Genomic DNA, 16,845 nt, shown 5'->3' with positions numbered 1-16,845 from the left:
GCTTCCTGCGACTGCCGCTTCGGTCGGTGCGCTGCGCTGTCTGCCGCCGGCGCCGCTTGACTGGCCCATCTGAGCAAGGTCGCTTCGCTGGTGAGACGCGGACAATGGCTCACGGCCGTAACGGCTGACAAGCGAGCAACCTTCACCCCCACCCCACATTTGACGCTGCGTTGACGCTGCGCAATCGCAGCCGCGCGCGCCCTTCACCCATCCTTCACCCATGGCCGGGACAGCCCGTGCCGGACGCCATGGGAGAGGATCGGTTCCATGATGATCGCGACAATGCGGCGCGCCGTGGCTGGCAGCCTGGGCCTTGCCTTCGTCGGAACCGCCGCCGCGCAGACCGCCTGCTTTCCGGTGGCGGAGCCGATCCCTGGCTGGGGCGTCACGCTGCAGCGCAGCGTGGTGGTGAATGATCCGGCCGTCTTCGCCCGCCCCGGCGCTGAACGGGACTTCTCCCTCGGCGCCACGCTCGGCGCCATCCTCGGCTCTGCCGGCGTCGCCGACACGCAGGCCGAGCGCATCGCTCTGCTGCAGGGGATGGTGCGCAGCTTTTCCCTGACGAGGTTCGTCAATCCCGATGGTGGCCTGGAGACGGCGGTCGACGCGCGGCCGGGCGAAGCCGCGCTCGATCCGCAGGCGATGCTCGGCGTCTCTGCCGCGCCGGAGGCGCATCGAGACCGGCTACGCCCCGTCGCGGTGTTCAACCGGCTCGATCTCGCCCCGGCAGACTGGTCCACCTGCGGGGAGTACCGGATCGTCTATGCCAAGGGCGAAGGGGCCGACCCGCTCAATCGCATGACGCTCATCTTCGAGGCCGCGATCCGCAACCCCGGACGGTCGGAGGCGGCCTGCCGGCCCATCGCGGCCTTCTGGCAGGGGCTTTCCGATCCTGACCTCCGCGCCGGCGACATCGCGCTGCGCCTTGCCAACTTCTTCTACCGCGGCGACCTGGACGGCGACGGAACCTCCGACCTGCCGGGTGGCGGCGCTGTTATCCAGGCAGCGCATTTGGGGCAGGAAGTCGGCCAGGTTCGCGCCAACGTCTTCGTCAGCCTCGATGCGCCAGGGGCCAATCCCTGGCAGTTGCGGGAATGGCACGTCGCGATCGGCACCGATGGCGCACCGCGCTTCGCGCCCGCGGCCGTGGAGCAGAACCCGTTGCCGGCGCTGTATGCGGGCGGAGCGCCCGCCGATCCGCTGGCGGAGCGGCGTGAAGATTTCGCCGGCGTGGTGGTCGGCCGTGCCGCCGCCAACCTCACGGCGCTCGATGCCGATCCCGCCACCAGCCGTGACGCGCTGCTGGGCCGCATGGGCGCCGGCTTCCCGCCTTCCTTCGACGCCTTCGCCAGCATCTCGCAGGGCCGCACCGATGATCCCGCAGCGCGAAGTGAGGGCAATTCGGCGCTGCGCGACGGGCTCGCGGCCCGGCTGGCCGGACTGCCGGGCGCGCGGGCCTGCGGCATCACCACCGAACATCTGCTCAACCGGGCAGGGGCCATGAGCTGCGGCGGGTGCCACCAGTTCTCCGTCGGCCGGGAGGTTGCGCCTGGCCTCACCTGGCCCGCGGCAGCGGCCGGCGGCTTCGTGCACGTCACCGAGACGGGCGCTCTGTCCACCGCGCTGACGGCGCATTTCCTGCCCGAGCGGCATCGCAACCTGACGGCCTTCCTGCAGCGCACCACACCCGCGCCGGCAGCAGCGCCGGCAGCGGCCGCAGCCCCGCCGGCGTTGCCGACCCTGCGGTCCGCGCTGCAGGCGGCACCGACGCGCGCGGACCGACAGCGCCTGCTGCTGCGCGCCGAGGATGAGGCCGCCGCGAACCGCGCTCGCTCGGCCGAGCAGCCTGGGGCCTTCATGCCCGCCCGGCGCAGCCACTGACCGCTGCTTCCACGCAGATTCAAGGGACGACCGAGACCATGCAGGACTACGTCATTCTGCGCGACCTGACGGCACGGTCGCGACCGGCCCTGGAATCCCGCAGTCCACGCCTCAGCCCCAGCCAGGTCGTGCCGCCGGCGCCGGAAGTGGAGGTGGCGCGGGGGCTGTCGGCGCGGCAGATCGGGGAAGAGGCCCGCGCGCCGACGGTGGTCGGCGTCGCACCGGTCATGCGTACCGCGCTGATCCGGCCGATCGCCGATGGCACCGCGACTGCCTCCGCCCATGGCGATGCCTGGGGCGTCGCCGCGGTGGGTGCCGACACCTCGCCGCGCAGCGGCGACGGCGTGGTGGTGGCGGTGCTCGATACCGGGATCGACTCCGGCCATGCCGCCTTCGCCGGCATGACCATCGAGGAGCGCGACTTCAGCGGGTCCGGCAACGGTGACCGCCAGGGGCACGGCACGCATTGCGCCGGCACGATCTTCGGCCGCGACGTCGACGGGCGCCGGATCGGCATCGCCCGCGGCGTGCAGCGGGCGCTGATCGGCAAGGTGCTCGACGACGATGGCAGCGGCAGCTCCGGGGCATTGTTCTCGGCGCTGCAATGGGCGGCGGAGGAGCAGGCCCAGGTCGTCTCCATGTCGCTCGGCTTCGACTTCCCGGGCATGGTGGAGCAGCTGCTGGGCCTGGGCATGCCGCGGCCCGCGGCCATCTCCGCCGCGCTGGTCGCCTATCGCGACAACCTGCGGGTCTTCGACCGGCTGATGAGCATGATCCGGGCGCTTGAGCCCTTCGCGCAAGGCCCTGCCGGCATGCTCGTCGTGGCGGCCGCCGGCAATGAGAGTGGCCGAGGGCAGGTGCCGCCCTTCACCGTCGCCACCTCGCTGCCCGCCGCGGCCGACGGCATCGTCTCGGTCGGCGCGGTGCAGCGGCGCGCCGGGGGTTTCGATGTCGCCCGGTTCTCCAACGGCTCGCCGCAGGTCAGCGCGCCGGGCGTCGGGATCCTCTCGGCGCAGTCGGGCGGTGGCCTGCTGGAGCTGAACGGAACCTCCATGGCCTGCCCGCATGTCGCCGGCGTCGCCGCGCTCTGGTGGGAGGACGTGCTGGCGAGGGGCCAGGTGCTGCCGGGTTCCCAGGCGGTCATGACACGCCTGCTGGGCAGCGCACGGACCGATGTCTTCGCCGGTGCCGTCCAGCCGGAGGATCGCGGCCTCGGTCTCGTCACTGCGCCGCAATGAAAGATCGTTTGTCCCGTCCAGCGTCCACCGGGCTCAGCGCGCCGGGGAGGAAAGGATCTGCCATGACCAGGATCGATGCCGAACCCCGCCGCAAGAGGCTCGCGGGCACGCTGCTCGGCGGCACGCTGTTGCTGTCTGGCTGCGGCGGCGGCTGGGGCGGCGCGCCGGCCACCGGATTCCAGGTGCGGCATGAGCGCGATACCGCGGTGGCCATGCTGCTCGCGGGTTGCCCCGTCAGCGATGGTCGCGTCGATCCCGCGGTCAGCCCTTCATCCATCACGGAGGCTCCCTTGGCCGCGACGGCCGCGCTGGCGCTGGTGCCTCTCGCCGTCGATTTCGGCATGCGCTGGATCAGCGACACCGTCGCCCGCATACAGGAGGAACGCTCTGCCCTCTGGCGGGCCGGTGGGCTGGGCACGCTGCCATCGAACGATGGCGGTTGCCTCGTGGTGATGCGTGGCCGCGTCGGCTCCCTGCCCACGCCCGGCAGCGTGCCGCCGGCCTGGGCGAGGCTGCCGGAAACGAGCGCATTGCCGGCCGCGACGCTCGCGACGCGGCTCGGGTTCCTGGCGCCGCCGGATTTCTACATGGAAGCCCGGCTGGCCGTGGAGCAGGGCCAGGCGGCGGTGCGCGGGCGTCCCGCCACGCCAACCCAGCTGACGCTGCGACCGCAGGTGCTGCATTTCGCGCGCACCGCCGCGCAGCGCGACCGCGATGGCGAGAAGAACGTGGTGATGGTGGTCGCGCTGCGCGCGGCGCCCACCGATGCGGCGACGCGGCCCGGCGTCGTCGACGGCGCCAGCGGCGTGTTCGTGCTGGATTTCGGACGGATCGAGCCTGGCACCGAGATCCTGCCGCGCCGGGAGGACATGGCGGCCTCGCCGCCCACGCTTTCCCATCCCTTCGCCAACCTGGCGCAGACGATCACGCTGCCGGCCGGAACCGCGCCCCGCACGAACATGGTGGCGCTGGTCGCCGAGACGGCGGAGCCGAACCGCGCGCTCGCCTTCCTCGCCGAGGCGCTGAAGGAGAACGGGCCGACGCTGGAGACGACGCTGGTCAAGGTGATCCAGGACGCGCTGGCGGCGCGCCAGTCCCCGGCCCGCTAGGCCGCAGCGGAGGAGATGAGCATGGCTGGATCGCTGCGCATCTATCGCGCATCGCCCGCACGGCCGGCCGCCCTTGGCCTGCCTGCGGAACCAGGCGCCGGCGTGGCGGCGCCGACGGCATCGGTGGACGATTACGTCCAGAAGGTCGTGAAGCTGATCCCCTCGGAAGTGGTCGGCGCCTACCTCGTGGGTGCCGCCATGGTCGCCGACGGACCGACGAAGGAGGCCGAGAAGGCCTGGTGGGCGGCGATCTGCCTCGTCGCCGTGATCGTGCTGCGCATCTACCTCACGCGCAGCGGCGCCGATCCGGCCGTGCCAGGCCGCCGCTTCCAATGGGATGCCGTGGTGGTCTCGGCCATCTCCTTCGCCATCTGGGTGCATGCCATGGGCGACCAGCTGCCTGGGCTCGGATGGCTGTCCGGACCCCGCGCGTCCCAGGCGCTGATCCTGTGGAGCATCTTCGCGCCCCTGGTCGTGCGGGGCGACCCGGTGCCGCCCGAGGGCCGCGCCTGACCGGTCCCCGCCGCCGATCGCGATCCTGCTGCCGACTGACGTTCCCGGCCGCCGCCGGGCCTGAAGCAACCGAACCCAGGAGGAGGCTGCCATGGGCAGACCCGAGATCGTCGCCGTCACCAGGTCCGCCGCCGGCTTCGGCGCGGCGGAAGCCGCGGCGTCCAATGTGCTGGAAGGCGTGCTCGCTCAGCATGGCGCGACCATGCGCCCGGTGTTCCCGGACAGCTTCGCGGCACTGACCGCGGAGCTTCCGGCCGCCGGCGCGCCGGCGGATCCGCTGGTGGCGGAGCAGGCCCGCTACTTCGCGGTCGATGCACCCGCATCGGAAGCCGAGGCCGTCGCGCAGCGGCTGCGCGAGACCGACCTGTTCGAGACCGTCTACGTGAAGCCCGCCGTCGAGAATCCGCTGGCGCCGGATCACCGCGCCCCGGCTTCGATCGCGCCGCGACTCGCCTTGCCGCAGGCGGCGGCGACCTCCGGCCCGATCCCGGATTTCTCGCCACGGCAGGGCTACCTGAAGGCGGCGCCGGACGGCATCGATGCGGGTCATGCCTGGTCGTTGCCCGGGGGCAGGGGGGCTGGGGTCCGCATCATCGATATCGAGGGCGGCTGGCAATTCACCCATGTCGACCTGCGGCAGAACAGCGGCGGCATCGTCGCCGGCCGGCCTTTCCCCGACCAGGCCTGGCGCGACCACGGCACCGCCGTGCTGGGCGAGATCGGCGGCGACGACAACAACATGGGCGTCGTCGGCATCGCCCCCCAGGCGTTGCTGTCCGCCGTCTCGCATCGCGACCTGGGGTCGGCTGGCGCCATCAGCAAGGCGGCCAGCCTGCTGCGCGCCGGCGACATCCTGCTGCTGGAGATGCATCGCCCCGGGCCGCGGCACGGCTTCGCCAGCCGCCCCGACCAGGCGGGCTACATCGCCGTGGAATGGTGGCCGGACGACTTCCTGGCGATCCAGGCCGCCGTGCAGCGGGGCATCATCGTCGTCGAGGCGGCCGGCAATGGCGCCGAGAACCTGGACGACGCCATCTACGACACCAGGCCCGCGAACTTCCCGTCCCGCTGGCGCAATCCCTTCCGCGTCAGCCATGACTCGGGCGCGATCGTGGTCGGCGCCGGGGCGCCGGCGGGCGGCGCCTTCGGCCCTGCGCGATCCCGGCTGGATTTCTCGAACCATGGCGCCCGGCTGGATTGCCAGGGCTGGGGCCGTGGCGTGGTGACGACCGGCTATGGCGACCTGCACCGCTCGGCGACGCTGCCCTCCGACGAGGATCAGCTGTTCACCGCCACCTTCAGCGGAACGTCCAGCGCCTCGCCCATCGTCACGGGCGCTGTGGCATGCCTGGTCGCCATCGCGCGCCAACGCGGCATGGCGCTGTCGCCGGCGGTGGTGCGGAACCTGCTTCGCACCACCGGCACGCCGCAGCAGGCCAGCGCGGCCGCGCCGCTCTCGCAGCGGATCGGCAACCAGCCCGACCTGCGCCAGATGATCGCGCGCCTGGCGGCGATGGCCTGAAGCACGGCGCGGCGGCGGATCGGGGGGCACGAACGGATGGTCCAGATGCCGCAGGTGACCGCGCCCGCCGAGGCCATCAGCCGATACCCCGTGGAGGCCGCGGAGGCGCTGCTCTCGCTGCAGCCCGGCGCGGCAGCCCCCGTCACCCTGGATGCGCTGTTCGCGTCCGCCGAGACGCGCGACGAAGACCCTGCCGAATTCGTCGTCGACTACATCGACGGGAAAGGGCTGCGCGCCAGCTTCCTCCAGGCGCTCAAGGCCCGGGGCGTGCCGATCGACCTTCACGCGCCCGGCCCGGATGACGGGCGCCTGGATCCGCTCAGATGGGCCGAGTTCCTGCCACGGGCCGAGGCCTTCCGCTGCCGCGTCGTGTCCGAGCTGGGCGTCGGCTCCGGCTGCCTGATCGGGCCCAGCCTGGTGATGACCTGCTGGCATGTCGTGGGCCGCATGCATCCCGACCCGATGGCCCTGGCGAACACGATCCAGGTGCATCTCTCGGACGGCCAGACGCGCCGGGTGGTGGGCGCCCCGCGCTACCAGTCCCTGCCGACGGACGATGAGTACCAGCAGCGCTGGCCCTGGCAGGATGCCAGCTTCGCCCAACGGCACGATGTCGTCCTGCTGCAGATCGAACGGTTCGACGGGGCGCGGCTCGGCTATGCGAAGCTGCCGGCGGCCCCGCCCGCGCTTCACAGCCGCAGCCACATCTACGTGCTCGACTTTCCCGCAGGGCAGGACCGGGGCTGGGCCCCGGGCCGCACGCGCAAGCTGCGGGGCCTGACGGGTCGCGTCGGGCACGATGCCTCGACGCTTCCCGGTTCCTCGGGCGGCCCGTGCTTCAACACGGGGCTCGAGATGGTCGGCCTGCACCAGGGCCGGCTGGAACCGCGCCAGCGCCTGGTGCCCATCGGCCGCTTCCTGGATGCGGTGAGGGAGGTCGTGGTCGGTGACATCGCGCCCCCGATGCTCTGGTCCCTCGATGGCACGCGCGACGGCGAGATCGTCATCGGCCGCCTTGGATTCTTCGAGGCCGTGGCCGAGGCATCCAGGCCGCGCACCCAGGCACGCGGCATCCGCCTCTATCGGCGCAACCCGTCGCGCCAGGGCAGCGATGGCCTGAACTTCTCGTTCCGATTGCTGCAACAGCTGCTGGCGCGACGGCCCGACGAGCACCGCCTGGTCCGCATCGCCTTCGATCAGCCGCAGCGGGACCTGCTCGCGGCCATCAGGGCAGCCGCACACCAACAGGGGCTGCCGGTGCCCGAAGCCACCGCGGCGCCCGGGGTCCGGCCGGGGGAGACGACACCCGAAGCGACGCTGAACGACCGCGCGCGACACCTTGGCGATGCGTTGAACGCGGCGGCGGGGCAGCGGCTGTTCTGGCTGTTCTTCGCCAACCCGAGCGGTGGCCTGAGCGAGCCGGAGCGGTTCGCGCTGGAGGCGGTGGTTGCCGCCGCCCTCACCCAGCCATCGCTGCGCGTCGTGGTGGCGGGGTTCGAGACGATCACGATGCCGGGCGAGGAATTCGCCAGCCCCGGCGAAGCGGCCGGCGCTTCCGCCGCCGGGCTCATCGTGGAGAATCTCGGCTGGTTCACCAAGGAGGATATCCGCCGCTTCCTGCGCGCGGCGGCCGAATGCCTCGGCCGGTCCTTCGCCGTCGATGAGATCGCGGAGATCGTGGGCGCGGCGACATCCGGCCTGCGGCCCTACGCCGGCAATTACGGCCACAACGATGCCGATGATCTTGCGACGGTCGTCGCACGGCTGAAGTCGGAGCTGGAGGGATGGTGACGAACGAGCCGCCCCTCCACACGGCGCGGCTGTATGCCGCACTCTCCGGCCCGTTTCCGCCCAAGGCCGCCATCCAGGCCGCCAACGGGGCCGATGCGCCGGTCGATGATCTGGTCCGCATCTCCGCCGATCTCGCCGCGGTGTGCGACACCGCGCCGGGCCGCTGGGTGATGCGTTCGCCGGACCGGCAACGGCATCTGCTGGCGCTGCGCGAGGCCGGCAGGCTGGCAGAGGCCATCGCCTGGCGTCGCGGCCTGCCCGATCTCGATCCCGCGACAGCCGAATTGCTGGCGGCGCTGGAGGGCAGCGGCGATTTCGCGACAACGAGCCTGCAGGCGCTGCTGCAACCGCCCCAGCCTTCGGCCGAGGCTGACATCGCCACGCTCGAGCGGCTGGCCGGCGCGATCGAATGCGTCGGCAACGTCGCGCCAGGCTTCCTGCACCTGCCCGGGATCCGCGCCGCCATCGATCGCCACAACCAGGCCAGGCGCGGCGGCACCCTGCTCCAGCTGGGCCTCATCGGCCGGGAGGATGACCGCGACCGGATCGTCGACTGGATCGGCAACCCCGCCTCCCGCACGCCCGTCCAGGCTCTGCTCGTCACCGGCCTGCCGGCCATCGGCAAGTCGACCCTGCTGGAAGCGGCGTTGCAGGAAGCCGGGCGCCGACGGATCGAATGCGTGGTGGTGCGGCTGGATTTCGACCGGCAAGGCCTGGACCTGCGCGACCTGGCGGGGCTGACCAGCGAAGTCGCGCGACAGGTGGCGGCACAGCGCCCGGCCTCGGCGGCGGCGCTGCGCCTGGAACGGCTTGCCGCCAGCACCGCGCCGTCCGGGCGCGCCCTGAAGGGCACCACCGCCGGCATGAGTGTGCCGGAGGGCCTGGTCGCCGCGATCGCCCAGGCGGTCGCCAGCCAACCCGGCGTGGTGCTGTTCGTCCTCGACACGCTGGAGGTGCTGGTCAGCCGCGGCGCGACCCAGCCGGCGCAGCTCTTCGCCTGGCTCGACTCGCTGCTCGAGCAGGGGCTGCGGCCGATGTCGGTCGTCGCGGCGGGGCGCGGAGATTTGCGGGCGGCACTCGGCGATCGCCGCGCGGGCGACCCGGTCATGCTGGACGGGCTCACCCCGCCGGAAAGCGACCGACTGCTCGCGAGCCTTCGCGTTCCGCCCGCGGCGCGCCCGGCAATCCAGGCCCAGGCGGGCGGCAGCCCGCTGAGCCTTCGCCTGGCGGCGGGCCTGCTGTCCTCCGCATCCGATGCCGGCGTCGCCAGGCCGACCCGGTCTGTGGTGGCGGGCGCGGCCAATGACGCGCAGCGCTATCGCGCGCTGCTGTCGCGCTTCGCCGATCCGGCGCTGAAGGCCATCCTGCAGCCGGGACTGCTGGTGCGCCGCCTGAACCGCGAAATGTTCGCGGCCGTGCTGATCCCGGCCGCCGCGCGGCCCGCGGTCGATGCGGCCGAGGCCTCGCGGCTCTTCGACCGGCTGACCGCGCAGGATTGGCTGCTGCAGCCGATGCCAGGCGCCCCGGGCTGGTGGCGGCAGACCGACCTGGTCCGCCCGCTGGTCTTCGACCTGTTGAACGGCACGCCAGGCGCCCGGCGCCTGCACAAGCGCGCCGCCGCCTGGTTGCGCCTGCGCCCGGAGACCTGGGCGAAGGCCGATGGCCTCTACCACGCGCTGTTCGGGAATGACGGCGGGAAGCTGCCGATCGACCCGCAGCTGGCGCTGCATTTCGATGAGCGGATGCTGCAGGAACTGCCGCCGGCGCCGCGCGAACGGGTGCGGCTTGCCCGTGGCGACCGGTCCGCCTTCGCCGAAAGCGCCTTGCCGGGCGCCGGGGCGGGCGCCGTGGTCGATCGGCGCGCGGTGACGGACATGGTGCGCGCACTCGACCGCGGCGATCCGGAAGAGGCGAACCTGCTGCATCGCCGCGGCTTCGAGCATGCCCATGTGGACCCGGCGGGCCACGACGGCATGGCGGAACGCCGCTTCTTCTGGCGGACCGGCCGCTGGAGCGAGGCCCGGCAGTCGCTGCGCTGGCGGGACCAGGCGGCCGCGGGCCCATCCGCCGGGCCGGCGTTCGACGAGACCACGCTCACGGATCTCGAGATCCGGGCGGAGTTCGAGGGCGAGCGGCTGGCGCGATGGTTCCGCGACGATCCTGCGGCGGCCGGGCGCGTCGCGCGGATGGTGCATGACGCCGGCAAGCAGCGCATGGGCGGAGCCGCCCTCATCCTGCATCTGCTCGCTGCCGGCGCGACGCTGCGGATGAGCGAGCCTGATCCATCGGGCGATGCCTTCCGGCTCTGGACCGCGCCCGATGGCGAAGCGGCATCCCGGGAGCGCAGGGCCGACGTGGCGAGGCGGCTTTGCGCCCTGTCGCCCTATGCCGAGCCGATCCGTTGGCTCATCCGGTTCGAGCGCGCCCCGGGTGGCCTGCGCCAGCATGCGGCGGACAGCCTCGCGGCCCTGCGGGACAAGGGGTGGGCGGAAGCGCCGCCTTCGCGGCGCGATCCGATCGATGCCTTCGCCGAAGGCGGCCTGCTGGCCGAATGGCTTGAACTGGCGAGCCTGGCCCTGCCGCACCCGGACCTGTCGCTGGTGGCGCGCCGCGCCGCGCGATGGCGGCGCACGATCGCCGGGCGATGGTCGCTTGGCGGCCGGCCACGGCACTGGCGAGGTCCGGACCGGGTCGATGCGGTGATCGAGGCCCGCATCGCACGGCTCTGCGCATCGCCCGATCCCTGGCGCGCGGCGCGACTGGAATTCGACGCCTGGTCGGTCGCGGCAGCCTTGCCAGCCCGCATCACGGCGCGCGCCCCGGGCGTGGTCGCCGCACCGCGCGACGGCCAGGCAGGGTCGCTCGACGCGGCACTGGCCGCGGCAGCGACCCTGCCGCGCCTGCCAGCCGCCCTCATCCCGGCGATGGCCGTCGCCATGACCCATCCCCCATCCAGCCCGCCGTTCCGGATCGCCGGACGCCACACGAGGAAGCAGCCCATGAGCAGCAAGCAGCAGAACGACGAGAGCATCGAGCGCCTGGCCGCTCTCATGACACCGCGGCGGAACGAGGCCGTCGCAAGGGCGGTTTCATCGGGCACCCCTGCCTTCCGCGCCCTCGGCATGCCCCCGCCTACTGGCGAAGCCGGCATCGCGGTGCGGAACGTGCTGCGGTCGCTCGAGACCGGGCCGCACGCGCTCGAGGCCGGGACCCCCGCCGTCGCGCTCGAAGCCATCGTCCGCCTGGTCGGCCGGCCGCCGCTGATCGTGCGCAACGGCGAGGTGGAATTGCACGCCGACCTGCTGCGCGACCTGCCGGCCGAGACCGCGAGCCTGATCCGCGATGCCACCGCGATGGTGGGCTCCGTCGGGCGCATCGAGTTCGTCAACCACGCCACGATGACCTGGGGCGGCACCGGATGGGTGATCGGCCAGACGCGGGAGAAGGATGGTCGCCTGGTGGTGACCAATCGCCACGTCGCGGCCCTGGTGGCGACGCGGGCGCAGGATGGGCGCGGCGTCTTCGCCCGTTCCGCCTTCTCCGGCGCGCGGCTTGGCTGCAGCGTCGACTTCAACGAGGAGGTGGATGCCCCCATCGCCAGCGCGCGGGAGGTGCGGGTGACGCAGGTGGTCTACCTGGCGGAGGACTTCGCCGCCGATGTCGCCCTGCTGAAGATCCGCACCGCGGACGCGCCCTGGGCGCTGCCCGATCCGATCCCGCTGGCGGAGAGCGAGGCGGAGCGCGACGAGCTGGTCGCGCTGATCGGCTATCCCGCGCATGATTCCCGCAACAATGCGACCGCGATGGACCGGTATTTCCAGGGCCTCTACGACGTGAAGCGCTTCGCGCCGGGCCTAATCACGCAGACCGCCGCGCAGGGCGTCATCGGGCATGACTGCACCTCGCTGGGCGGCAATTCAGGCTCCCCCCTCATCTCCCTGCGCCAGCGCGCAGCCGTCGGCCTGCACTTCGCCGGCGTCTATGGCGTCGGCAACAGCGCGGTCAGCGTCACGACGTTGAAGACCCTGCTGCGCGATCCCAGCGCCATCAGCGTCAGTGGCGTGCTGTTCTCCGCCGCCAGGAACGAGGCGCCGAGGGATGCGACGCGTGACGCCGCCGAGCTGCGGAACCGCAGCGGCTTCGATCCCGGCTTCCTCGATGCGGCCCTGCCCGCCACGCCCTGGCCGACGCTGACGCCGGACATCACGGCCGGGCTGGCGAAGCCCTCCGACGCCACCGATCAGCGCCCGCACGAGCTTCGCTACACGAATTTCGGCGTGATGTTCTCCGCCGCGCACAAGCTGCCCGTCGTCACCGCCGTGAACATCGACGGCGCCGCGGCCGTGCGCATCAAGCGCGGGAACGACAGATGGTGGTTCGATGGCCGCATCCCGCTGGCGGTGCAGCATGGCGCCTCGGCCTATGCCGACCGGGCCATCGACCGTGGCCACATGGTGCGGCGCGAGGATCCGAACTGGGGCATCCACGCCGCGCAGGCGAACGAGGACACCTTCCACTACACGAACAGCGCGCCGCAGCATTCCCAGCTCAACCAGGGCCGCGCACTGTGGCTGGGGCTCGAGGAGCATATCCTGGGCAGCGCGCGCACGCATGGCTTCAAGGCCAATGTCTTCACCGGCCCGATCTTCGATGACGACGATCCGCTGATCGAGGACGGCATGCGGGTGCCGCTGGAGTTCTGGAAGGTTGTCGTGATGGCCTCGGCCCAGGATCGCCAGGCCCTGCACGCGACGGCCTATCTGCTGAGCCAGGGCCATCTGATCCGGAAGCTGATGGAGGATCGCCGTCGAAGCGAGTCGCGGGAGGGTTTCGTGTTCGGCGCCTACCGCACCTTCCAGATCACCATCGCCGAACTGGAACGCGGCACCGGCTATGATTTCGGCGCGCTTCGCACGGCCGACCCGCTCGCCAGGGTGGTCACTGACACCGAGGGCGTGCCGCAGGGCGCACCCGCCTATCTGCCGCTGCGGTCCGTCACCGACATGATCATCTGAACGGAAGATGGCGCTGCGACCACTGGCGTGACGAGGCCGCTGGACATCGCTCCGGGCATGTCCTGCGGACGCTGTCGGCGCCCAGATCCTGGTCGAAGGTGCCATCGCCGAGCAGGCGGCAGGCGGCGCTGAAGCACCATCCGATCAAGCTGAACCAGCCTGATCGGGCTGCGTGCCTTGGAAGCAATAACGCCTTGGGCACGAGATCCGCCAACCGGACGGATCGTGCTCCGAGGATCGAGGCGGCACCGGCGCGGACGGCCTTCTTCGGTCCGCGCCGGTGCCTCGCCTGCCGGAACTGCGCTTGCAGGTTGCGCGCCGGGCGCGGGCTGCGCCGCATCCTCCACGGATGCGGGGCGCATCAGGGGCGGCACGGCCTGCCCGGGCCGCGGCTGCGACCCCCAGCCGATGCGCGCCGGCCCGTCGACGCGCAGCCCTCAGCCGACCGTCAGGCGGAAGCCATCGCGCCGTCATGCGCGATCTCGCCGCGCTCGATGACGTAGGTCTGGTCCACCAGCGGCGTCAGCAGCGACGGGTTGCTCTCCGTCACCAGCAGCGCGACGTCGGGGAAGGAGGCGTGCAGGCCGCGCAGCGCCTCCGCGTAGCGAAGCGCCAGCGCCGGCGCCAGGCCCTGGAAGGGCTCATCCAGCAGCACGGCGCGGGTGCCGACCATCAATGCGCGGCCCAGCGCCACCATCTTGCCCTGGCCGCCGGATAGCCCCGCGGCCCGGCGATCCGCCAGCGTCGCGAGTTCCGGCAGGAAGGTGAAGACGGCATCCAGGCGCCGCGTGATCTCGGCCTTGGGCAGGCGCAGCACCTCCGCCGGCAGCAGCAGGTTCTGGCGCACGCTGAACAGCCCGAAGAGCCGCCGTTCCTCCGGCGCATAGCCGATGCCGAGCCGCGTGCGGTGATGCGCGGGCAGGGCGGTCGCGTCCTCGCCCGCGATCATCACGCGGCCGCCGCGCAGCGGCAGCAGGCCCATCACGGCGCGCAGCGTCGTGGTCTTGCCCGCGCCGTTCCGGCCGATCAGCGCCACGCGCCCGCCGGGCGGCAGCACGAGCGAGACGCCGCGCAGCACCGGCGCACCGGCGATATCGGCCACCACGGATTGCAGCTCAAGCATGGGCGACCCCCGCGGCCGGGCGTTCGATGCCGATGACGTCGCGCTGCACGGCAGGATCGGCCAGGACCTGCGCCGGCGGGCCGAGCGCCGCGATCCGTCCCTGCGACCACACCGCGACGCGGTCCGCGAAACGCTCCACCACATCCATGTCGTGCTCGACGAAGACCGCCGTGACGCGGGCGTCGCGCAGCACGCGGACCAGCGTCTCCACGATGCCCATCTTCTCCGCCGCCGCGACGCCGCTGGTCGGTTCATCCATCAGCAGCAGGCGGGGCTTCAGTGCGACGGCCATGGCGATGTCGGCCAGCTTGCGCGTGCCCTCGTTCAACGCGTCCGCACGCTGTCCCGCCACCGGCAGCAGGCCGAAGCGGTCCAGCAATTCCCGTGCTTCCTGCCGCCAGGCGGGGCGGAGCAGCGGCGCGAAGGGGGACCAGATCCCCTCCCGCGACGCGATGGCCAGGGCCGCGTTCTCCTCCACCGTGTGCTCCGAGAACAGCTGCGGCAGCTGGAAGGACCGCGCGACGCCGCGGCGGACGATGTCGCGCGGGCGGCGGCCGGTGATCTCCGCCCCACTATAGGTGATGGTCCCGCCCTGCGGCTTCAGGTAGCCCGTGGTCATGTTGATGAAGGTGGTCTTGCCGGCGCCGTTCGGGCCGATGATGGCGAGGAACTCGTGCTCCATCACATCGAGGTCGATGCCATCCGCGGCCTTGACCCCGCCGAAGGCGAGCCGCAGCCCGCGGGCTTCCAGCAGCGCCCTCATGCCACGCGCCCCCGCTGCAGGCGGCTGGACAGCAGCCCCCAGATGCCGCCGCGTGCGAACAGGATCACCAGAAGCAGCACCGCGCCCAGGATCATCTGCCACATGTCGGCGACCGTCGCCGCCGCATAGACCCGCACGAGTTCGTAGGCCGCCGCCCCCAGGAAGGGCCCCAGCACGCCGCCGGCGCCACCCAGGATGGCGATGAAGACCAGCTCCCCGGACGCCGTCCAATAGGCCAGCAGTGGCGTCACGTGGCGCGACGTCATGGCGATCAGCGCCCCCGCGCAGCCTGCCATCAGCGCGGAGAGCACATAGGCGGAGAGCAGCACGTTGCGCGACGACACGCCCATGAAATCCAGCCTTGTCTCCCGCGTCTTGATCGCCGAGAGCGCCTGCCCCAGGGGAGAGGCGAGATAGACCCGCGCGAAGACCCCGAAGCCCAGCGCCAGCACCAGCGCCATGCCGAAGATCGTCCATTCGTAGGAGACGCGATCGAGCGGCACGCCCGCGACCGTCAGCGATGGCACGCGGATGCCATCCGTGCCGCGCGTATAGTGGTAGAATTTCTCGAGCATCGAATAGAACACCATGCTCAGCGCCAGGTTGAGCATGCCGAAGAAGATCTCCCGGTAGCGAGAGACGAAGAGGCCGATCAGGAGCCCCGCGACGGTGGTGCCGAGTGCCGCCGCCACCAGCAGCAGCGCCGCATCCGGCATGGACGGCGCCAGGAACGCCACGGTGTAGGCGCCCAGCGCGACATAGAGCGCATGGCCGAAGCTCACCTGGCCCGCGCGCAGCAGCAGCATGATGCCGAGCACCGCGATGCCCTTGGCGAGGGCGAGGGTCAGCACGAATTTCAGCCAGGGCGTCGCCATCGCCGCCAGCACCATCGCGGCGGCGCCGAGCAGCGCCAGCAGGAGTTCGATGCGGGGCTGGGTCATACGCGCCTCGTCTCCACCACGCCGAAGAGGCCCTGCGGGCGCACCAGCAGCACGGCGACCATGATGAGGTAGGGCACCACCACCTCCAGCTCCGGCTGGAAGGTGACGGCGATGGATCGGCCGATGCCGATCATCAGCGCCGTCAGCGCCGCACCCTCGATCTGGCCGAGCCCCGCCGTCGCCACCACCGCGAAGGACAGCACGATGGTGGAGGCGCCGATGCCCGGCACGAGGGAGGCCGTCGGCGTAGACAGCGCGCCACCCAGCGCCGCCAGCATGGCGCCGAAGGTGAATGTCAGCAGATAGACCTTGCGCGCATCGATCCCCATGGCCGTCGCGGCTTCCCGGTCCGTCGTCACCGCCAGGATCACGCGCCCCGTCAGCGTCCGCCGCAGGAACAGCGCCAGGCCGATGAGCGTCGCGACCGCGATCGCCGGCAGCAGGATCACCTGGTAGGTGTTGTAGGGGATGACGTCCGCACCGAAGGGAACGTCCACCGTCCCCATCAGCGACACCGGCGCGCTGAACGACACCGGCTGCACGCCCCAGACCAGCTTCTGCGCATCCTCCAGGATCATGAACAGCGCGAAGGTGACCAGCAGCTGCAGCACCGGCTCCTCGCTGTAGATGCGCCGCAGCAGCAGCCGCTCGATCAGCGGGCCCAGCACCAGGCCCACGATCATCGCCGCCAGCAGAAGCGCGGGCAGGGAGGCCCAGGCGGGCAACCCTGCCGAGGTGAAGAAGAGGCCGATCGAGGCCGCCGCATAGGCGCCGATCGCGAACAGGCTGCCATGCGCCACGTTCAGCACGCGCAGCACGCCGAAGACCAGGTTGAGGCCCACGGCCACCATGAAGATCAGCGCGGCACTCGCGATGCCATCCAGCAGCGCGAGGCCGAGCAGTGCTCCGTTCTGTTCGAACCAGTCACCCATGCGAAGCGGCCCCTTCC

Annotated in this window: 11 protein-coding genes; 7 read left to right on the top strand and 4 right to left on the bottom strand. The window is 71.9% G+C overall.

Features of this window, described 5'->3' with window-relative positions:
• Positions 1-267 precede the first annotated feature (267 nt).
• From G3576_RS01625 to G3576_RS01595, 7 genes are all read left to right on the top strand, one after another.
• Complete coding sequence (locus tag G3576_RS01625; protein WP_164692574.1) at positions 268-1,881, top strand: hypothetical protein; 1,614 nt, start codon at positions 268-270, stop codon at positions 1,879-1,881.
• Between the two features lie 38 nt (positions 1,882-1,919).
• Entirely contained in the window at positions 1,920-3,119 is a 1,200-nt protein-coding gene (locus G3576_RS01620) for a S8 family peptidase (RefSeq protein ID WP_164692573.1), read from the top strand.
• 62 nt (positions 3,120-3,181) lie between these two features.
• Complete coding sequence (locus G3576_RS01615; RefSeq protein ID WP_164692572.1) at positions 3,182-4,228, top strand: hypothetical protein; 1,047 nt, start codon at positions 3,182-3,184, stop codon at positions 4,226-4,228.
• Between the two features lie 21 nt (positions 4,229-4,249).
• Entirely contained in the window at positions 4,250-4,741 is a 492-nt protein-coding gene (locus G3576_RS01610) for a hypothetical protein (RefSeq protein WP_164692571.1), read from the top strand.
• 91 nt (positions 4,742-4,832) lie between these two features.
• The gene (locus tag G3576_RS01605; RefSeq protein WP_164692570.1) at positions 4,833-6,263 is read left to right on the top strand and encodes a S8 family serine peptidase; all 1,431 of its coding nucleotides are present in this window, start codon (positions 4,833-4,835) and stop codon (positions 6,261-6,263) included.
• A 45-nt stretch (positions 6,264-6,308) separates the two neighbouring features.
• Positions 6,309-8,054: a serine protease gene (locus G3576_RS01600; protein ID WP_164692569.1), complete on the top strand. Its 1,746-nt coding sequence runs from the start codon at positions 6,309-6,311 to the stop codon at positions 8,052-8,054.
• Entirely contained in the window at positions 8,048-13,069 is a 5,022-nt protein-coding gene (locus G3576_RS01595) for a DNA/RNA non-specific endonuclease (RefSeq protein ID WP_164692568.1), read from the top strand. The genes G3576_RS01600 and G3576_RS01595 overlap by 7 nt, the downstream gene beginning before the upstream one ends.
• A gap of 448 nt (positions 13,070-13,517) precedes the next feature.
• Here G3576_RS01595 and G3576_RS01590 read toward each other — a convergent pair whose 3' ends face one another.
• Genes G3576_RS01590 through G3576_RS01575 form a run of 4 tightly spaced genes read right to left on the bottom strand, consistent with a single transcriptional unit; the run spans position 13,518 to position 16,828 of the window.
• Complete coding sequence (locus G3576_RS01590) at positions 13,518-14,192, bottom strand: ABC transporter ATP-binding protein (RefSeq protein WP_164692567.1); 675 nt, start codon at positions 14,190-14,192, stop codon at positions 13,518-13,520.
• A complete protein-coding gene (locus tag G3576_RS01585) occupies positions 14,185-14,955 on the bottom strand; it encodes an ABC transporter ATP-binding protein (RefSeq protein WP_164692566.1) in 771 nt (256 codons plus the stop codon). Before G3576_RS01585 ends, G3576_RS01590 begins: the two co-directional genes overlap by 8 nt.
• The gene (locus G3576_RS01580) at positions 14,952-15,896 is read right to left on the bottom strand and encodes a branched-chain amino acid ABC transporter permease (RefSeq protein WP_164692565.1); all 945 of its coding nucleotides are present in this window, start codon (positions 15,894-15,896) and stop codon (positions 14,952-14,954) included. Before G3576_RS01580 ends, G3576_RS01585 begins: the two co-directional genes overlap by 4 nt.
• Positions 15,893-16,828 (bottom strand): branched-chain amino acid ABC transporter permease, encoded by a 936-nt coding sequence (locus tag G3576_RS01575; RefSeq protein WP_164692564.1) that lies wholly within the window; start codon positions 16,826-16,828, stop codon positions 15,893-15,895. Before G3576_RS01575 ends, G3576_RS01580 begins: the two co-directional genes overlap by 4 nt.
• Between the last annotated feature and the right edge of the window lie 17 nt (positions 16,829-16,845).

The organism is Falsiroseomonas algicola, from assembly GCF_011040385.1.
Taxonomy (GTDB): Bacteria; Pseudomonadota; Alphaproteobacteria; order Acetobacterales; family Acetobacteraceae; genus Falsiroseomonas; species Falsiroseomonas algicola.
This window is presented reverse-complemented; position numbering and strand designations above follow the sequence as displayed.